The organism is Amycolatopsis sp. NPDC051045, assembly GCF_040682955.1.
GTDB lineage: Bacteria > Actinomycetota > Actinomycetes > Mycobacteriales > Pseudonocardiaceae > Amycolatopsis.
In genome coordinates this window covers 435,628-452,846 of the sequence record NZ_JBFBCC010000005.1, presented here as the reverse complement: position 1 = coordinate 452,846, position 17,219 = coordinate 435,628, and the positions used below count along the sequence as shown (strand labels likewise).

The following is a 17,219-nucleotide window of genomic DNA, read 5'->3' as shown; positions in this document are numbered from 1 at the left end:
AACTCGCGTGATTGAAGCCGGAACTCGCGTGATTGAGGACGGAACTCGCGAGTTACGGCTCTGATCACGCCAGTGACGGCTCCGATCACGTGAGTTACGGGTTCAGGCGGGGCGGACGGCGCCGGTCACCGCCCAGTTCCCGGAGCGCCAGCGGGCCAGGACCGCCGCCAGGCGGAGGACCATGAAAAGCGAGAGGCCGGTCCAGATGCCCGTGAGGCCCCAGCCGAAACCCAGTGACGCCCAGATCAGCGGCAGGAACCCGAGGGCCGCGCTGCCCAGGGTCGCGTTGCGGAGGAAGGCCGCGTCGCCCGCGCCGAGCAGGACGCCGTCCAGGGCGAAGACCACCCCGGCGATGGGCTGCAGCGCCACGAAGAACCACCACGCGTGCGGGATCTCGGCGAGCACGCCCGGGTCGGACGTGAACGCGTGCGGCAGCACCCACGACAGCGACGCGAACAGCACGCACAGGAAGCAGCCCAGCAGCAGCCCGTACCCGGTGATCTGCGACGCGACCCCGCGCGCCTGCCGGACCGCGCCGGCCCCCAGGGCCGCTCCGACCAGCGACTGCGCCGCGATCGCCACCGAGTCCAGCACCAGCGCGAGGAACGTCCACAGCTGCAGCACCACCTGGTGGGCGCCGACCGCCTCGGTCGACGTCCGGGCCGCGACCGCCGCCGCCGAGACGAAGCACGCCTGGAACGCCAGGCTGCGCAGCACCAGATCGCGGCCGAGGCCGAGCTGGGCGCGCATCACCTTGAAGTCCGGCCGCAGCCCGGCCTTCTCCTTCGCCAGCGCCGCGAAGAACAGCACCGCCGAAATCACCTGCGCGGCGACGTTCGCGATCGCCGAACCCTCCAGCCCGAGCCCCGCGCCGTACACGAGGACCGGGCACAGCACCGCCGAGATCCCGTTGCCCGCCAGCACGTACCGCAACGGCTTCGCGGTGTCCTGCACCCCGCGCATCCAGCCGTTGCCGGCCATGGTGACGAGGATCAGCGGCGCCCCGAACAGCGCGATCCGCAGCCAGGACACCGCCGCGCCGGCGATCTCGTCGCTGCCCGAGAGGACCCGCGCGATCGGCCAGGCCAGCAGCTGCCCGGCGACCAGCACGAAGAGCCCGACGAACACCGCCAGCCACGTCGCCTGCACGCCCTCGCGGACCGCGTCGGCCCGGCGGCCGGCGCCGTGCAGCCGCGCGGTGCGGGACGTCGTGCCGTACGACAGGAACGTCAACTGGCCCGCCACCTGGGCCAGCACGACGCCGCCGAGCGCGAGCCCGGCCAGCGACAGCGCGTCGAGGTGGCCGACCACGGCGGTGTCGACCAGCACGTACAACGGCTCGGCGGCCAGCACCCCCAGCGCGGGCACGGCCAGGCCCAGCACGCGCTTCGCCGGAACCCGCTCGGTCTCCTCCACGTTCACCACGAACCGGACTCTAACCGCCGCCACCGACCGTCCTGACCGGCGGGAACCCGGGAACTTTCCGCCCCCGCCGTCCGACGCCCGGAGCCGGCTTCAGAGCAGCGGCGCCCGCTCCAGCGCTTCGCGCAGGCCGGCCAGGACCTCGTCGACGGTACCGGCGATCGTGCAGCCCGCGGCCTGCCGGTGCCCGCCGCCGCCGAACTCCGCGGCCACCGCGGAGACGTCGATCCCGATCGAGCGCAACGAGATCTGCCACTGCCCGGGGGTGGCCGGGTCCTGCTTGAGCACCGCCGCGACGGCCGCCTCGCGCACCGAACGGACGACGTCGATGACCGACTCGACCTCTTCGGCGCGCACCGTGCGCGCCGCGTCGACGCGGACCACCGCGTGCACGAACCCGCGGCCCTGCGCGGCTTCCGGCTCCAATCGAGCCTCGCGAAGCACCGACGCGAGCATCGGCAGCCAGGCGAACGGGCGCTCGTCGACGATCCGCCGCACCACCGCTTCCGGGTCGGCCCCCGCCTCCAGCAGCCGGGCCGCCATCCGGTGCGTTTCCGGGCTCGCCCGGCGGAACCCGCTGGTGTCGGTGACGATCCCCGCGTAGAGCCCGCGCGCGATCGGCTCGTCCAGCTCGGCGCCCAGCTCGTCCAGGACCCGGAACACGAGGACCGCGCTGGCCTCGGCGCTCTCGTCGACGACGTGGCAGGTGCCGTAGAAGGTGTTGGTCGCGTGGTGGTCGATCACCAGCACCGCGCCGGCCTGCTCGACGCGCCCGGCGAGCCGGCCGAGCCGCTTCGGGGTCGGCGTGTCGACACAGACCAGCAGCGCGTCGGTGTCCGGCAGGGCGTCCGGGTGGGTGAGCAGGCCGTCCTCGTCGAGCCACCGCAGCGTCTCCGGGGCCTCGTCGGGCTCGCCGAAGGAGACGCGCACCTTCGCGCCCCGCTGGACCAGGGCCCGGCCGAGGGCCAGCGCGCTGCCCAGCGCGTCCGCGTCCGGCCGGACGTGGCCGAGGATCGTCACGTCCGTGGCCGACGCGAGCAGCGCGGCCGCGTCCCGGATGTCCTGCGCCGAAGTAGGGGTCACGGTGCGTCACGCTACGCTCTGCGGGATGCCTGAGTACGCGATGCTGGTCTACCCGTCGGCCAACCGGGTCTACGCCGCCTCCGCCCCCACGCTGCTGCGCGCCGAGCTGGCGGTGTTCGGCGCCGGGCTGGCGGCCGAGCTGTCCGCGATCGAGGAGGTGGAGCTCGGTGGCGTCGGCTACGTGCGCTTCACCAGCTCGGCGCCCCTCGGTGAGCGCGACCTCGCCCTCCTGTCGAACCTCTCGTCGCTGTACGCGCTGTTCGAAGTGGGTGACGGCGTCCTGCGCCCGGTGACGGTGACGCCGCTGGCGAAGGCCGACTCGGACCTGCTGACCATCCAGAAGTACCCGGGCAAGACGAACGAGCTGTTCACCAAGCTGCTGGTGAACGTCACGCTGATGGCGACGGCGGACCCGTTCCCGGACCAGCCGAAGTACCTGCTCGACCCGCTGTGCGGCCGCGGCACCACGCTGAACCAGGCGATGATGTACGGCCTGCACGCCACCGGCCTGGACGTCGACGCCAAGGACTTCGAGGCCTACGAGGCGTTCATCAAGACGTGGCTGCGGAACAAGCGCGTGAAGCACACCGCCGAGTCGGGCCAGCTGCGACGCAACAAGGTCCGCCTCGGCCGGCGGCTCGACATCGAGTACGCGCTGACCAAGGACGAGTACAAAGCGGGCGACACCCGCAAGCTCACCTACTTCAACGCCGACACCCTCACCACCGACGAGGTGCTGCGGGCGAACTCCTGCGACGTGATCGTCACCGACGCCCCGTACGGCGTCCAGCACGGCAGCCACCGCGAAGCCGGTCTCCAGCGCAGCCCGCGTGACCTCCTCGCCGCCGCGGTACCGGTGTGGACCCGGGTGCTGCGCCCGGGCGGCGCGCTCGGCATCTCGTGGAACACGACGGTCCTCCCGCGGGAAGAGCTCGTCGAGGTGCTCCGCAAGGCCGGGCTCGACGTCCGCGAGGGCGGGCCGTGGGAAGAGTTCGCCCACCGGGTGGACCAGGCTATCCTGCGCGACCTGGTCGTCGCGGCCAAACCCGCTTCCTGAGTCCGCAAAAGCGCCTCAGGAAGCGGTGAGCTCACCCGGCTTGGGCGCCTGCCCGTTCTCCTGCGGCAGGCCCGTGGGGGCCGGCGAAGTGCTCAGGCCGCGCTTCACCGAATCCAAAATGGACAGCCCTTGGCCGACGAGCCCCGCGGCCATCTCCCCGAGACCGTCGGCGCCGTTGAGGATGTTGACGTTCGCGCCCGCCAGCCCCCGCCCGGCTTCCTTGACGATCTGCGGCAGCTGGTCGATGAGCATCCGGTCGAGCGCGACCCGGTTGTTGGACGCGGCCGCCTCCGCCTGCACGCGCATCTTCTCCGCCTCGGCGATCGCCAGGATCCGGATCCGCTCGGCCTCCGCGTCGGCGGGCTTGATGACTTCGGCCACCAGCTGCTGTTGCCGCAGCTCGGCTTCGCGCTGGGCCAGCTCGGTGCGCGCGTCGATGACTTCCTGCTGCGCCTTCGCCTGGGCGAGCGGGCCGGCCTGGGCGGCCTCGGCCTGGGCCTTGTCGACCTCGGCCCGGTACTGCGCCTGCACGATCGACGTCTGCCGGGCGTATTCCGCCTGCGTCCGCTGCGACTTCTGCTGGGCTTCCGCCGCGGCCTGATCGGCCACGGCCTGCGCGATCTGCGCGTCCCGCTGGATGGCGGCGTTGTGCGGCGCGGCCATCGCGGCGATGTAGCCGAGCTTCATGTCGTCGATCGACTGGATCTGCAGCGCGTCGACGGAAAGGCCGATCTTCGCCATCTCCACCGCCGAGCCGTCCAGCACCTCGGTCGCGAGCTTCTGCCGCTCGGTGATGATCTCCTCGACGGTCATCGACCCGATGATCGAGCGCAGGTGGCCGGAGAAGATCCGGCCGGTCAGCACGGACATCTGATCCTGGTCGGAGAGGAACCGCTGGCCGGCGTTGACGATGCTCTCGGTGTCGTTGCCGACCTTGAACGCGATCACCGCCCGCACCGTGAGGGCGATGGCCTGCTTGGTCACGCACACCTCGGTCACTTCGGCCTCGCACATGGCGAGCGTGAGGAACCGGACTTTCCGGAAGACCGGCATGACGAACGCACCGTGGCCCGTGACGACCCGGAACGGCGACGCGCCCTGGCTGTTCTTGCCCCCGGAGATGAGCATGGCCTCGTTGGGAGCCGGCACGCGATAACCGAACATCGACTGTCCTTCTGCGAACACTAGGAAGCAGGATCCGAGGCGTCCCACGCCACGACGTCGACCGTGCGCCGTCCCCGGGCTTCGACGACCAGGACGGTCGTGCCCTTCGGCAGCTCCGTGTCGGACCAGGCAAAGAAGGTTTCCAGGCCACCCCTGATCCTGATCAGCACCTCCCCGGGGCCCCGCTGCCCGCGGGTGCCGACCAGGAGGACTCCGGTGCGGCCGGACGGGGAGAGATCGGAGTGCATGGGTGCCGACCTCCCTCGGTGGCCGTCTCGGTGCGAGTTGACCCCGCTCACCCCATTGTGCTCTCGCCGGGCGCGCGCCGGGGCCACTGTGAGGTTCCGATCGGGGAGGCAACCGGGCGGGCCGCTCAGGCGTGCAGGACACCTGCCCCTGGCTATACTCCGGAACGTGACCACCCGGCAACGCCCCCTGCGCGCGGACGCCCGGCGCAACCGGGAAGCGCTGGTCGCGGCCGCGCGGGAAGTGTTCGGCGCCAAGGGGGTCGACGCTCCCCTCGACGAGATCGCGCGGCGCGCCGAGGTCGCCATCGGCACCCTCTACAACCGGTTCCCGACGCGGGTGGACCTCGTCGAAGCCGCGTTCCTGCCGACGCTGGACGAAGCGAAGGCGGTGACCGAAGAGGCCCTCGCGTGCGCGGACCCGTGGGAGGGGTTCGTCCTGTTCCTCGAGCGTTCGGTCCTGATGCAGGTGGCCGACCGCGGGTTCACCCAGGTGTGCGCGCGAGCGTTCGACCCGGATTCGGGGCTGGAGAAAGCCAAGCACGCCATGGCTTCCCGGATGGAGCGGATCATCACGCGCGCCCAGGAAGCCGGCGCACTGCGGCCGGACTTCCGCAACCACGACCTGGCGGTGGTCTTCGCCGCGGCTTCCGCGGCGCCGGACTGGCGGCGCGGGCTCGCCCTGGTCCTCGACGGCCTGCGCGCCTCGGCCGCCCACCCGCTGCCGTGACCTGGCTCGCCGACACCCGCGCGTCGTACGACACGGTCGCGGAGAGTTACGCCGACTTCGTGTCCGACGCGCTCGAAAAGCAGCCGTACATGCGCGCTGCGCTGACGCTGTTCGCCGCCCAGGCCGACGGTCCGGTGGTGGACGTCGGCTGCGGCCCGGGGCAGTTCACCGGGTTCCTGGCCTCGCTGGGCGCCGAGGCGTCCGGGATCGACCTCTCCCCCGCGATGGTCGGCCTCGCCCGGAGTGCGCACCCGCAGCTGCGGTTCGAAGTCGGCTCGATGACCGAGCTGGCCCTGCCCGACGCGTCGGTGGCGGGCGTGCTGGCGTTCTGGTCGCTGATCCACGTCCCGGACGACGAGGTCCCGGTGGCGCTCGGGCACTTCCGGCGCGTGCTGCGGCCCGGCGGGCTGCTGGTGATCGGCTACCACGTGGGCGCGGGAACCCGGCTGAAGACCGAAGGCTACGGCGGGCACCCGATGCGGGTCCACATCCACCTCCGGCAGCCGTGGTGGCTGGCCCGGCAGGTGCGGAAGGCCGGGTTCACGATCGAGGCGGAATGGTCGCTCGACCCGGAAAACCCGGTGTCGCAGGCGATCCTCTTCGCGCGGACCGCGGAGGAGAGCTAGGCGAAGGCCTGCTCGGCAAAGCCGAGACCACCGCGCTCGGTCATGGTGAGGACCTGCCGGTCCACGTGCTGCGGCGGCGTGCGCAGGTACTGCCGGAAGCCCCGCGCGCGGAACCTGAGGTCGAACTCGTGCCCCTCGAGGTGCCACAACGGGTACGGGCGCTCGTCCGGGGGGTCGAGGCGGTGGAGGTCCGCGATCTCCAGGTTCCCGTGCAGCGGACCGATGTCGCCGGTGAGGTCCCAGGTCTGCTCGAACACCAGCGTCGCCGGGGCGATCCAGAAGGTGAAGTACTTCTGGCGCGGCGCCGGATCGACCCAGCGCACGATGTAGTCCAGGTCCAGCAGGAGCCGGGCCGGCGGGAGGTCGTCGTCCTCGGCGACGCTGAGCGCGTGGATCCGGCAGTCGTGCCAGCCCATGACCGGGAAGTCCGCGTCGGTCCAGACGGCCTTGGACAGCCCGGACGGCGAATCACTCACGACAGGCGCTCCCCCACGAACTTCAGGACCTCCGGCAACGTGCCCCGCCAGTATTCGTCGTTGTGCCCGCCCGGGGAGAACCGCGACACCTCGGGCGAAACCGCCTTCACCAGCCGACGGTCCGCACCGAGAAACGGGTCCGACTCGCCGCACCACACGCCGAGGCCCGCGGGGCGCAGGTCGGCTGTGTGCAGCAACGGTTCCGCCGCCCGCCAGTTCGTCTCGTCCGCGAACACCTTGCGGCTGCGGGCGTCCGGCCAGCTGACGAACAGCGCCGCGCTCGCCGTGGCCACCGCCTTCAGGTCCGGGTGGGCGCGGGCGAACCGCAAGGCGCCGAAGCCGCCCATCGAAATGCCGAACACCGCCGAAGCCGGGCGCAGGTCCCGGCCGGCCAGCCAGCCGGGGACTTCGTCGGTGAGCATGCGCTGCGGGTCGTCGCCGGAACCGACGTCCACCCAGTAGTGGTCGCCGTCGAGCGCCGCGATGGCGAAGGGCGGGGTGCCCGCGCGGACCGCTGTCGTCAGGAGCGAGGGGACGCCCAGTTCGAGGAAGGTCCGTGCCCGGGCGCCGCGGCCGTGCAGGGCCAGGCACACCGGAAGCCCCGAAGCCGGGACGCCTTCGGGCGTGATCAGCACCAGGTCGACGTCGGTGCCGCGGGCCGCCGACCGCGTGCGGTGCACCGTCACCGGGTCACGCAGCGCCGACGGGTGCGTCGGCACCGGCACCGCGGGCGGGCCGGGCGGCGGCCCGGACGGCGTCGACGAGCAGCCCGCCAGCAGCGCCAGTGCGCTGCCGGCGAGCAGGCCGCGTCGGGACAGCACGGAGCTCAGCTCCGGCTCTCCTCCTCCGCGAGCTCGTCGTCATCGGCCTCTTCGCGAGGCGCCTTGTAGGGGTCGGGCTCGCCCGCGTGCTGGGCACCGGTCGCGCGCCGCGCGACCTCCGCGTCGGCCTCGCGGGCCTTCGCGAGGAGGTCCTCGATCCGCTTCGACTCCTCGGGAATCGTGTCGGCGACGAAGGTCAGCGTCGGCGTGTAGCGGACCCCGGTGCCCTGCCCGACCTTGGTGCGCAGCACGCCGCGCGCCGATTCGAGCGCGGCCGCGGCACCGGCGAAGTCCGGGGGGATGTCCAGCTTCTCGCCGAGCACCGTGTAGTACACCGTGGCGTCGTGCAGGTCGCCGGTGACCTTCGTGTCCGTGATGGTCACGTAGTCCAGCCGGGGGTCCTTGACCTCGTGTTCGATCGCGGACGCCACGATCTGCGAGATCCGCTTGGCGAGCTTGCGCGCCCGAGCAGGATCAGCCATGTCGTTCTCCTAGAGGAATTCAATCGTCTGGACCGAGCAGCCGGCGATGGGCGGAGAGCAGTTCGAATTCCGGCCTGCTCGCCACGTACCGCTCACACGAGTCGAGCACGTCACGGACGTGCTCGCCACCTTCGGCGACCACGGCCACCCCGATGAGGGTCCGGCGGTGCAGATCGGTGTGCCCGGCTTCGGCCACTGACACGGCGAAGCGCTTGCGCACCTCGGCCAGCACCGGACGGACCACGGATCGCTTCTGCTTCAGCGAATGGACGTCGCCGAGCAGGATGTCGAGCTCGAGAGCTCCGACGAACATAGGCAGTTTGGGTGGTGTCGTAGGGATGGGAACGATCTCGAGGGGGCTCCGGGTGGCGGAGCCCCGGCCCGGGTGTCACAGCGAAGGCCCCGGGTGTGCGGCGAACCGCACACCCGGGGACACACGCCTTACGCTCGCGGCTTCTCGCGCTGCTCGTACGTCTCGATCAGGTCGCCGACCTTGAGGTCGCCGTACGAACCGAGGGTGAGACCGCACTCGTAGCCTTCGCGAACCTCGACCACGTCGTCCTTGAACCGCCGCAGCGAGCTGACCGGCAGGTTCTCCGCCACGACCGTGCCGTCGCGAAGCAGACGGGCCCGGGCGTTGCGCCGGATCTCGCCGGACATGACCAGGCAACCCGCGATCGTGCCGATCTTGGAGGACTTGAAGACCTCGCGGACCTCCGCGCGGCCCAGCTCGACCTCTTCGTACTCCGGCTTGAGCATGCCCTTGAGAGCCTGCTCGATCTCGTCGATCGCCTGGTAGATGACCGTGTAGTACCGGACGTCGACGCCCTCGCGGGTGGCCCGCTCGGTCGCCTTGCCCTGGGCGCGGACGTTGAACCCGAGGACGATCGCGTCGGACGCGGTCGCCAGGTCGATGTCCGACTCGGTCACGCCACCGACACCGCGGTGGACCACGTTCAGCTCGACCTCGTCGCCGACGTCCAGCTGGAGCAGCGAGGCTTCGAGGGCCTCGACCGTACCCGAGTTGTCACCCTTGATGATCAGGTTGAGGCTGTTCGTCTCCTTCAAGGCGGAGTCGAGGTCCTCGAGGCTGACCCGCTTGCGGCGCGACGCGTTGAGCGCGTTGCGAGTACGAGCGGAACGGCGCTCGGCGATCTGCCGGGCGACGCGGTCCTCGTCGACCACCAGGAAGGTGTCGCCCGCACCCGGCACCGAGGTGAACCCGATGACCTGGACGGGACGCGACGGGAGCGCCTCGGTGACGTCGACGTTGTGCTCGTCGACCATCCGGCGGACGCGGCCGTAGGCGTCACCCGCCACGACCGAGTCACCGACGCGCAGCGTGCCGCGCTGGACCAGGACGGTGGCCACCGGGCCGCGGCCGCGGTCGAGGTGCGCCTCGATCGCGACACCCTGGGCCTCCATGTCCGGGTTGGCCCGGAGGTCCAGAGCGGCGTCGGCGGTCAGCAGGATCGCCTCGAGCAGGCCGTCGATGTTGATGTTCTGCCGCGCGGAGATCTCGACGAACATCGTGTCGCCGCCGTACTCCTCGGCCACGAGGTTGTACTCGGTCAGCTGCTGCCGGATCTTGTCCGGGTTCGCGCCTTCCTTGTCGATCTTGTTGATCGCGACCACGATCGGCGCCTTGGCGGCCTGCGCGTGGTTGATCGCCTCGACCGTCTGCGGCATCACACCGTCGTCGGCCGCCACCACGATCACCGCGATGTCGGTCGAGTTCGCACCACGGGCACGCATGGCGGTGAACGCCTCGTGGCCCGGGGTGTCGATGAAGGTGATCAGGCGCGGGTTGCCCTCGAGCTCGGTCTCGATCTGGTACGCACCGATGTGCTGCGTGATGCCGCCGGCCTCGCTCTCGCGGACCTTCGTCTTCCGGATCGTGTCGAGCAGCCGGGTCTTACCGTGGTCGACGTGACCCATGATGGTCACGACCGGCGGCCGGATCTGCAGGTCCTCTTCGCCACCGGCGTCGTCGCCGTAGGTGATGTCGAAGGTGCCCAGCAGTTCGCGGTCCTCCTCCTCGGGGCTGACGACCTGAACGTGGTAGTTCATTTCGCCGCCGAGCAGCTCGAGGATGTCGTCCGACACGGACTGCGTCGCGGTGACCATCTCGCCGAGGTGGAAGAGCACCTGCACCAGCGAAGCCGGGTTGGCGTCGATCTTCTCGGCGAAGTCGGTCAGCGAGGCACCGCGCGGCAGCCGGATCGTCTCGCCCTGGCCCTTGGGCAGGCGGACGCCGCCGACGCTGGGCGCCTGCATGTTGTCCATGTATTCCTGGCGCTTCTGCCGCTTCGACTTGCGGCCCTTGCGCGAGGGACCACCCGGGCGCCCGAAGGCACCCGCGGTACCGCCACGGCCACCGGGGCCGCCACGGCCACCGCCGCCGCCACGGAAACCGCCGCCACCGGCCGGGGCACCGCCACCGGGACCGCCGCCACCCGGACGGAAGCCGCCACCGGCGCCGCCACCGCCACCGGGACCGCCGCGGAAGCCACCGCCGCCGCCACCGCCACCGGGGCCGCCGCGGAAACCGCCGCCGCCGCCACCGCCACCGGGGCCGCCACGGGCGCCGCCACCGGGACCACCACGGGCGCCGCCACCGGGACCACCGCGAGCGCCGCCACCGGGACCGGCGGCCGGGCGCTGCGTGCGGCCCGGCATCATGCCGGGGTTCGGCCGCGGGGGCATGTTGCCCGGGCTCGGCCGGTTGCCACCGGCGCCACCACCCGGCCGCGGGGCCGGACGGTCACCGCCGGCGCCACCGCCGGGACGCGGCGGGCGGTTGTCGCCGCCCTGACCGCCACCGGGGCGCGGGCCCTGGGGGCGCGGCGGGGCGCCGGAACCGACGCCGAACGGGTTGTTGCCGACGCGCGGGGTGCGCGGGCCGGGCTTGGGACCGCCGGGCTTGGGGCCCTGCGGCTTCGGCGGGACGACCGAACCGGTGTTGCCCGAAGGCGCGGCCGGGGTGTCCTGCTGGGGAGCGGCGGGCGCGTCCGCTTTCGCGGCCGGGACCTGCTCCTCGGGTGCGGGTGCGGCGGGCTGCTGACGCGGGCCGGGCCGGGGGCCGGGGCGCTGCCCCGGGGTGGCCGGCTTCGACGCCGCGGGCGCCTGCTGCTGCTGGGGTGCCGCCGCCGGGGCCGGAGCGGCCGGGGCGGGTGCCGCCTTGGCCGCCGGAGCCTGCTGCTGGGCAGGCGCGGGGGGCTTCGGGGCGGCGGGCGCACCGGGCTTGGCGGCCGGCGGGCCGGGGCGCGCCGACGGACCGGGGGTGGGCTTCTTGGCGCCCTTGGGCGCATACGCGTCGCGCAGACGGCGGGCGACGGGCGCCTCGACCGTGGACGACGCGGACTTGACGAACTCGCCTTGTTCCTTCAACTTCGCGAGAACGTCCTTGCTGGTGATGCCGAGCTCTTTCGCGAGCTCGTGTACGCGGGCCTTGCCTGGCACAACTCTCCTCATCTAGGGGAGGCCAGGCGGGGGACCCGCTGACCTCGTCCTTATTGTCTGACGCTCATGGCTTCAGCTTCACGGCTGACTCATGACGGGTCGACCTGCTTCCTTGATTCCTCGCGAAGCCGGGGACGTCCCTGCTTCGTGGTGCGTAGTGGTGCGCCCGACGTGCTCGCGGACCTCGCGAGCGTCGAGCGCCCCGGGAGCCCGCAAGGCTCTCGGGAAGGCTCGCCGCCGTTCGGCTTTGGCCAGGCAGTCCGGGTCGGGGTGCAGCCAAGCTCCCCGGCCCGGCAGCCGCCGACGTTCGTCGACGACCACCCGCCCGACCACCGCGACCACGCGCAGCAGCTCACCGATCAACGCCCGCCGCTTGCAGCCGACACAAGTCCGCACCGGGCAATTCCGGTGGGGCTGGTGCTCGGCTACCCGCCGCGGGCTTCGAACCACTCCCGAGTCTACCGCTTCGACCTTCACTCAGCCGAACCGGTTGTCGCGGCGGGCCGCGATGGACGTGCGTGGTCTTGATCACCCTCGTCGTCCACCGGTGCGGCGTCACTGCGGATGTCGATCCGCCAGCCGGTCAACCGGGCGGCCAGGCGGGCGTTCTGGCCCTCCTTGCCGATCGCCAGCGACAGCTGGAAGTCCGGCACCACGACGCGAGCGGTCTTCGTCCGCTCGTCCACGACCCGTACCGAAACAACCTTCGCGGGCGACAGCGCATTCCCGACGAAGCGAGCGGGGTCCTCGGAGAAGTCGATGATGTCGATCTTCTCACCGGCCAGCTCGCTCATCACGTTGCGCACGCGCGCGCCGACCGGGCCGATGCAGGCGCCCTTGGCGTTGACGCCCGGCACGCTGGACTTCACCGCGATCTTCGTGCGGTGCCCCGGCTCGCGCGCCACGGCGGCGATCTCGACCGTCCCGTCGGCGATCTCCGGCACCTCCAGCGCGAACAGCTTGCGCACCAGGTTCGGGTGTGACCGCGAGAGCGTGATCTGCGGGCCGCGGTTGCCGCGCGAGACCGTGACCACGTACGCCTTGATCCGGCTGCCGTGTTCGTAGGACTCCCCGGCCACCTGCTCGGCGGACGGCAGCACGCCCTCGGTGTCACCCACCTGGACCACGACCATGCCGCGCGCGTTGGCGCGGGCGTCGCGCTGGATGACGCCGGCGACGATCTCGCCCTCCTTGGTGGAGAACTCGCCGAAGGTCTTCTCGTGCTCGGCGTCGCGCAGCCGCTGCAGGATGACCTGGCGTGCGGTGGTGGCGGCGATCCGGCCGAACCCCTCCGGGGTGTCGTCCCACTCCTCGTCGACCTGGCCGTCGGGGGTCAGCGTGTGCGCGAGCACACGCACCAGGCCCGTCTTCCGGTCGATGTCGACGCGGGCGTGCGACTGGTGGCCCTCGGTGTGCTTGTACGCGGTGAGCAAGGCCGTCTCGATGGCCTCGATCACCGTTTCGAAGGGGATGTCCTTGTCCCGTTCGATCGCCCGCAGCGCGGCGATGTCGACGTTCACTTCGACCCCTTCTCCGTCTCGGCCGCGATCATGCCGGACGCGTCGTCTTCGAGCAGTTTCAGGTCCTCGGCGGGCGGCTGCTTGAACTCGATCTCCACGACCGCCTTCGCCACGTCGGCGTAGCGGACGTCGCGGAACTTGCCATCGGCCAGGACGCGGGCGGCGTCCTGGCCCGCGTGACCGACCCGGCCGACGAAGGGCGCACCTTCGGCCGGGGTGATCTTCACCAGGCGGTACCGCGCGCGCCGCCAGTGCCGGGCCTGGGTGAGCGGGCGGTCGAGGCCCGGCGAGGTGACCTCCAGCGTGTACGCGCTCGCGAGCACGTGCTCGTTCTCGTCGAGCGCCCCCGAGACCGTGCGGCTGATCTCGGCGATCTCGTCCAGCCCGACACCGTCGTCGGAGTCGACGACGACCTTGACCAGCTGCCGCCGGCCGGCCTGCTGCACCTCGAACGAATCGAGGTCGAAACCCGCGGCGGTGACGGCTTCGGCCACGATCGGCTGAAGCCGGCTGGCGAGTTCTCCTGGCACGTGGGGGTCTCCTTGCTCGGACTGGATGGTGGTCGGGTCGGTGGTGGACCAGCTTATCCGGTCGCCCGGTCACCCCGCGCGAGCGGCGGGGCCGCCCGGGGGCCTGGCAGGATGGGGCGGCGTGACCGGAAGACCGACCGAGCTGACCCGTCGTGCCGCCCTCCGCGTGGGGGCGCTGGCCGCATTGGCCGTTCCCCTCGCCGCCTGCGGGCCCGGCTACGACGAAAGCCCCGACCCACTGCAACCGCTGCTGGCCGCCGCCGAGGCGGACGCCGCCGCCGCCCGGGCGCTGGCCAAGGGGGCCGACGCCGACGCCGCCGGCCCGCTCGCCGACGCGCGCGCGGCGCACGCGGCCGCGCTGAAGTCCGAAGTGGGCCGGCTGAACCGGCCCAAGCCGTCGCCGTCCCCGACCCCGCCGGCGCCCGCGGCGCTGAGCGACCTGAAGGAGCGGCTGGCGGCCGCGCGCAAGCAGGCCGAAGACCTCGTCCCCGGGCTGCCGCGCTACCGCGCCGGGCTGGTCGCGGCCGTGGCGGCGGGCTGCGGTGCGCTGCAGCGCACCGCACCGGCGCTGGGTCCGGGCGAGGACGCCCCGAAGGTGGGGGCCACCCCGTCCGGCGCCGTGCCGCCGGAGGCGGTGGACCCGCTGCAGGCGGCGCTGGCCGCCGAGCACGCCGCCGTGTGGGTGTACGGGCTGGTCAGCGCGTTCCTCCCGGGCGACTTCGGCGACGCCGAGAAGAGCGGGGCCGCGGAGCACGCCCTGCGCCGTGACCTGCTGCAGTCGATGCTCTCGGCGGCCGGGGCCACCCCCGTCGCCCCGGAAGCGGCGTACGTCCCGAAGAACCCGGTGACGGACGCGACGTCGGCGGCCCAGGTGGTGGCGACGGCCGAAGCGGACTGCGCGTCGGCGTGGCTGGCGGTGGTGAACCACACGGACGACGCGGGCCTGCGCACGACGGCCCTGCACGCCCTGGTGGCGGCTTCGCGGCGCGGTACGCCGTGGCGGTCCGAGGCGGGCGAGAAGCCGACGGCGATCGCCCTGCCCGGCCAGCCGGCCTGAAGGGGGTCAGGAGTGGGTCAGCTGTGGAGGTCGGCCGAGAGGCGGAGGGCGTCGTCGGCGATCTTCTCGATCAGGTCCTTGTCCTTGTGCTTGGCGTAGAAGTCGGCCAGCACGATCGTCGTGTTCGTGCCGTCCACCTTCGACGCGTACGCCGCGTCACTGCCGCTCACGCTCGGGGTGCCCGTGGCGGCGAACGTCTTGTCGCGGACCAGGTCGGTGACGTTGCCGGTGCCGTCCTTCTCCGTCAGCGCCTTGAGCGCCTTCGCCTTCGACGAGTCCGGCATCCCGACCACCACCACGGACACCAGGGCCTTCGCCCCGCCCGACTCCGTCGTGTACAGCGCCCGGACCAGCGACTGGCACGGGTTGTCCTGGAAGAAGTCCTTGGTATCGCCGTAGGACTTCGCGGTGCAGTCGCCGGTCTTCTCCGGCCCGGCGACCTTCGTGAACTGGAACTGCCCGGAGTTCTGCGCCGGCGGCTGCGCCACCGGCTCGTCCGGCGCGGAGTCGTGCCGGATCAGGTACCACAGCAGCCCGGAGACGACGGCGATCGCGACCAGCCCGGCGCCCCTGAGCAGCAGGGACCGGGTGTCGCGCGCCGGCGGCACGGGCGGCCGGGGCTGCGGGGGAACCGCGCCCAGCGGGGCCGTGTCGGACGGGCCTGGGGTGAAATGCGCACCAACCACGGGGCCATACGGTAGTTCACCCGCCCGTGGCCGTTCACTCGAATGCGGGTAACAGGCGTTCGACGTCGTCAAGGGTGTTGTAGAGGTGGAAGCCGACCCGCACCCGGCCGCCGCGGACGCTCGAGACGATCCCCGCCTCGGCCGCCCGTTCGGGAGAAGCGTCGAGCGCCACGATCGCAGTGCCGCGCGGCGGCAGCCCGAGCTTCTCCAGCAGCGTGTCGGCAAGCCCGGTGTTGTGCGCCCGGACCTGCGCGAGGTCGAGGCCGCCGAAGTACTCCAGCGCCACGGCCGAGCCGACGTGGGCCAGCCAGACCGGCGAGAGGTCGAACGCGCGGGCGTCGCCGGCCAGCCGCAGCGGGAGGCCGTAGACGGTGGCCCACGGGTCCTCCCCCGCGTACCAGTTCGCCGCGACCGCGCGGGTGCGCTCCTGCGCGTCCGGCCGCACCGCGAGCCACGCGCTGCCACGCGGTGAGCAGAGCCACTTGTAGCCGGCCCCGACCACCCAGTCCGCCCAGGCGACCTCCAGCGGCAGCCAGCCGACCGCCTGGGTCGCGTCGAGCAGCACGGCCGCCCCGGCGGCCTCGGCCGCGCCGCGCAACGCCGGGAGGTCCATGATCCGGCCGTCGGCGGACTGCACGACGCTCACCGCGACGACGTCGTGGCCTTCGACCCGCGACGGCAGCACGTCCAGGGGCACCTCGGTCACCGTGACGCCGGGGTTCGCCGCGAAGGGGAACGTCACGCTGGTGAAGTCCCCTTCGGCGGCGAGCACCCGGGTGCCGGCGGGCAGCGCCGCGGCCACGTTCGCGATCAGCTGCGAGACCGACGCGCCGCTCGCGACGCGGCCGGGTTCGACGCCGAGCAGCCGGGCGAACCCGGCCCGCGACCGCTCGACGTACTGGTCGAACTCCCCCGGCCGGATCGCTCCGGTCCGCCACCGGTCCACCGATGCGGCGACGGCCTCGGCCACCGGCGCGGGCGGGATGCCCACGCTGGGCGTGTTCAGGTATCCGGGCGGGACGGCGAAGTCGGTTCCGAAGGCACGCATGCCCCGACCCAAGCAGATCCGGCCGGGCCGGTTCACCCGATTTTCGGCAGCAGCGCGGTGACGTCGGCGTAGCCCGGCGGGCTCAGCGGCAGGTCACGGCCTTCGCGCACGGCCAGCGCGGTTTCGGCCGCGGCCGCGAGGGCCATCCGGTACGGCAGCGAGCCCAGGCTGACCCGCGCGACCCCCAGCTCCGCCAGGCCGGCCACGGTGACCCGGCCCGGCAGGAACAGCAGGTTGAGCGGGACGCCGACGGCGACGATCCGCTCGACGTCACCCGGCTCGGCGAGCCCGGGCACGAAGACGCCGTCGGCGCCCGCCGCCGCGTACGCCCGCACCCGCCGCTCGGCTTCGGCGATCGAGCGGTCGCCGGCCCAGTGCGTGTCCGTCCGGGCGTTGACGAACAGGCCGGGCACCCGGTCCTTCACCGCCTCGACCAGCGCACAGTGGACGTCGACCGGCGCGAGCGTGCCGTCGGGCCTGCCGTCTTCGAGGTTGACGCCGACGGCACCGGCGCCGGCCAGCTCGGCGGCGAGGTCGGCGACCGCGGCCGGGTCCGCACCGAAGCCGTCGGCGATGTCGACGCTGACGAGCGCGTCCAGCCGCGCCAGGCGGGTGGCGAGGGCGACGGTCGCGTCGCGCGTCGACGGTGCGCCGTCGGGTTCTCCCGCCGCCGCGGCCACGCCGAGGCTGGTCGTGCCCAGGGCGCGGAAGCCCTGCGCGGCGAGGAAGGCGCCGACGCCGAACTCCCACGCGTTCGGCAGCAGCAACGGGGAGCCGGGCACGTGCAAGGCACGGAATTCGTCCATGGGC

The 17,219-nt window shown here is 72.6% G+C and carries 19 protein-coding genes; 4 read left to right on the top strand and 15 right to left on the bottom strand.

Annotated features, from left to right (window positions below; all coding sequences use genetic code 11):
- Positions 1-102 precede the first annotated feature (102 nt).
- Both AB0M80_RS16010 and AB0M80_RS16005 read right to left on the bottom strand, forming a co-directional pair.
- On the bottom strand, positions 103-1,422 hold the full coding sequence (locus AB0M80_RS16010) for an MATE family efflux transporter (protein WP_364564789.1): 1,320 nt from the start codon (positions 1,420-1,422) through the stop codon (positions 103-105).
- A gap of 93 nt (positions 1,423-1,515) precedes the next feature.
- On the bottom strand, positions 1,516-2,505 hold the full coding sequence (locus AB0M80_RS16005) for a bifunctional oligoribonuclease/PAP phosphatase NrnA (RefSeq protein ID WP_364564604.1): 990 nt from the start codon (positions 2,503-2,505) through the stop codon (positions 1,516-1,518).
- A gap of 25 nt (positions 2,506-2,530) precedes the next feature.
- Between AB0M80_RS16005 and AB0M80_RS16000 the strand changes: the two genes are divergently transcribed.
- Positions 2,531-3,562 carry an SAM-dependent methyltransferase gene (locus AB0M80_RS16000; RefSeq protein ID WP_364564601.1) on the top strand — a complete coding sequence of 344 codons (1,032 nt, stop codon included), beginning with the start codon at positions 2,531-2,533 and terminating at the stop codon, positions 3,560-3,562.
- Between the two features lie 15 nt (positions 3,563-3,577).
- Here the strand turns inward: AB0M80_RS16000 and AB0M80_RS15995 are convergent, their stop codons facing one another.
- A complete protein-coding gene (locus AB0M80_RS15995; RefSeq protein ID WP_364564598.1) occupies positions 3,578-4,726 on the bottom strand; it encodes an SPFH domain-containing protein in 1,149 nt (382 codons plus the stop codon).
- 20 nt (positions 4,727-4,746) lie between these two features.
- Complete coding sequence (locus AB0M80_RS15990) at positions 4,747-4,974, bottom strand: hypothetical protein (RefSeq protein ID WP_364564596.1); 228 nt, start codon at positions 4,972-4,974, stop codon at positions 4,747-4,749.
- Positions 4,975-5,140: 166 nt separating this feature from the next.
- Here AB0M80_RS15990 and AB0M80_RS15985 point away from each other — a divergent pair, with 166 nt between their 5' ends.
- Both AB0M80_RS15985 and AB0M80_RS15980 read left to right on the top strand, forming a co-directional pair.
- Positions 5,141-5,701, top strand: coding sequence for a helix-turn-helix domain-containing protein (locus AB0M80_RS15985; protein WP_364564593.1), 561 nt, complete (start codon positions 5,141-5,143; stop codon positions 5,699-5,701).
- Positions 5,698-6,327: a class I SAM-dependent methyltransferase gene (locus AB0M80_RS15980; protein ID WP_364564590.1), complete on the top strand. Its 630-nt coding sequence runs from the start codon at positions 5,698-5,700 to the stop codon at positions 6,325-6,327. Before AB0M80_RS15985 ends, AB0M80_RS15980 begins: the two co-directional genes overlap by 4 nt.
- Here the strand turns inward: AB0M80_RS15980 and AB0M80_RS15975 are convergent.
- The 8 genes from AB0M80_RS15975 to rimP form a co-directional block, all read right to left on the bottom strand.
- Complete coding sequence (locus tag AB0M80_RS15975; protein ID WP_364564587.1) at positions 6,324-6,803, bottom strand: hypothetical protein; 480 nt, start codon at positions 6,801-6,803, stop codon at positions 6,324-6,326. The two genes, AB0M80_RS15980 and AB0M80_RS15975, sit on opposite strands and share 4 nt — an antisense overlap.
- A complete protein-coding gene (locus tag AB0M80_RS15970) occupies positions 6,800-7,624 on the bottom strand; it encodes an alpha/beta hydrolase-fold protein (protein ID WP_364564585.1) in 825 nt (274 codons plus the stop codon). Before AB0M80_RS15970 ends, AB0M80_RS15975 begins: the two co-directional genes overlap by 4 nt.
- A gap of 5 nt (positions 7,625-7,629) precedes the next feature.
- The gene (gene rbfA / locus AB0M80_RS15965; protein WP_364564582.1) at positions 7,630-8,106 is read right to left on the bottom strand and encodes a 30S ribosome-binding factor RbfA; all 477 of its coding nucleotides are present in this window, start codon (positions 8,104-8,106) and stop codon (positions 7,630-7,632) included.
- Positions 8,107-8,125: 19 nt separating this feature from the next.
- Complete coding sequence (locus tag AB0M80_RS15960; protein ID WP_323331477.1) at positions 8,126-8,419, bottom strand: DUF503 domain-containing protein; 294 nt, start codon at positions 8,417-8,419, stop codon at positions 8,126-8,128.
- A gap of 128 nt (positions 8,420-8,547) precedes the next feature.
- A complete protein-coding gene (gene infB / locus AB0M80_RS15955; RefSeq protein WP_364564788.1) occupies positions 8,548-11,568 on the bottom strand; it encodes a translation initiation factor IF-2 in 3,021 nt (1,006 codons plus the stop codon).
- 78 nt (positions 11,569-11,646) lie between these two features.
- Complete coding sequence (locus AB0M80_RS15950) at positions 11,647-11,964, bottom strand: YlxR family protein (RefSeq protein WP_364564579.1); 318 nt, start codon at positions 11,962-11,964, stop codon at positions 11,647-11,649.
- 77 nt (positions 11,965-12,041) lie between these two features.
- Positions 12,042-13,088: a transcription termination factor NusA gene (gene nusA, locus AB0M80_RS15945; RefSeq protein ID WP_364564576.1), complete on the bottom strand. Its 1,047-nt coding sequence runs from the start codon at positions 13,086-13,088 to the stop codon at positions 12,042-12,044.
- On the bottom strand, positions 13,085-13,618 hold the full coding sequence (rimP, locus tag AB0M80_RS15940) for a ribosome maturation factor RimP (RefSeq protein WP_364564573.1): 534 nt from the start codon (positions 13,616-13,618) through the stop codon (positions 13,085-13,087). The genes nusA and rimP overlap by 4 nt, the downstream gene beginning before the upstream one ends.
- Before the next feature lie 121 nt (positions 13,619-13,739).
- Between rimP and AB0M80_RS15935 the strand changes: the two genes are divergently transcribed.
- Positions 13,740-14,675 carry a ferritin-like domain-containing protein gene (locus tag AB0M80_RS15935; protein ID WP_364564570.1) on the top strand — a complete coding sequence of 312 codons (936 nt, stop codon included), beginning with the start codon at positions 13,740-13,742 and terminating at the stop codon, positions 14,673-14,675.
- 17 nt (positions 14,676-14,692) lie between these two features.
- On the opposite strand, the gene AB0M80_RS15930 is transcribed toward AB0M80_RS15935, so the two are convergent.
- From AB0M80_RS15930 to AB0M80_RS15920, 3 genes are all read right to left on the bottom strand, one after another.
- Positions 14,693-15,316, bottom strand: coding sequence for a hypothetical protein (locus tag AB0M80_RS15930; protein ID WP_364564786.1), 624 nt, complete (start codon positions 15,314-15,316; stop codon positions 14,693-14,695).
- Positions 15,317-15,395: 79 nt separating this feature from the next.
- Positions 15,396-16,409, bottom strand: coding sequence for an aminotransferase class V-fold PLP-dependent enzyme (locus AB0M80_RS15925; RefSeq protein WP_364564567.1), 1,014 nt, complete (start codon positions 16,407-16,409; stop codon positions 15,396-15,398).
- A gap of 32 nt (positions 16,410-16,441) precedes the next feature.
- Positions 16,442-17,215, bottom strand: a complete 774-nt coding sequence (locus AB0M80_RS15920) for an isocitrate lyase/phosphoenolpyruvate mutase family protein (RefSeq protein WP_364564564.1) — start codon at positions 17,213-17,215, stop codon at positions 16,442-16,444.
- Positions 17,216-17,219: the final 4 nt, after the last annotated feature.

Coding starts and splice junctions, on each gene's coding strand:
- AB0M80_RS16000 (WP_364564601.1), top strand. CDS start 2,531: ATGCCTGAGTACGCGATGCTGGTCTACCCGTCGGCCAACCGGGTCTAC.
- AB0M80_RS15995 (WP_364564598.1), bottom strand. CDS start 4,726: ATGTTCGGTTATCGCGTGCCGGCTCCCAACGAGGCCATGCTCATCTCC.
- AB0M80_RS15990 (WP_364564596.1), bottom strand. CDS start 4,974: ATGCACTCCGATCTCTCCCCGTCCGGCCGCACCGGAGTCCTCCTGGTC.
- rbfA (WP_364564582.1), bottom strand. CDS start 8,106: ATGGCTGATCCTGCTCGGGCGCGCAAGCTCGCCAAGCGGATCTCGCAG.
- AB0M80_RS15960 (WP_323331477.1), bottom strand. CDS start 8,419: ATGTTCGTCGGAGCTCTCGAGCTCGACATCCTGCTCGGCGACGTCCAT.
- AB0M80_RS15925 (WP_364564567.1), bottom strand. CDS start 16,409: ATGCGTGCCTTCGGAACCGACTTCGCCGTCCCGCCCGGATACCTGAAC.
- AB0M80_RS15920 (WP_364564564.1), bottom strand. CDS start 17,215: ATGGACGAATTCCGTGCCTTGCACGTGCCCGGCTCCCCGTTGCTGCTG.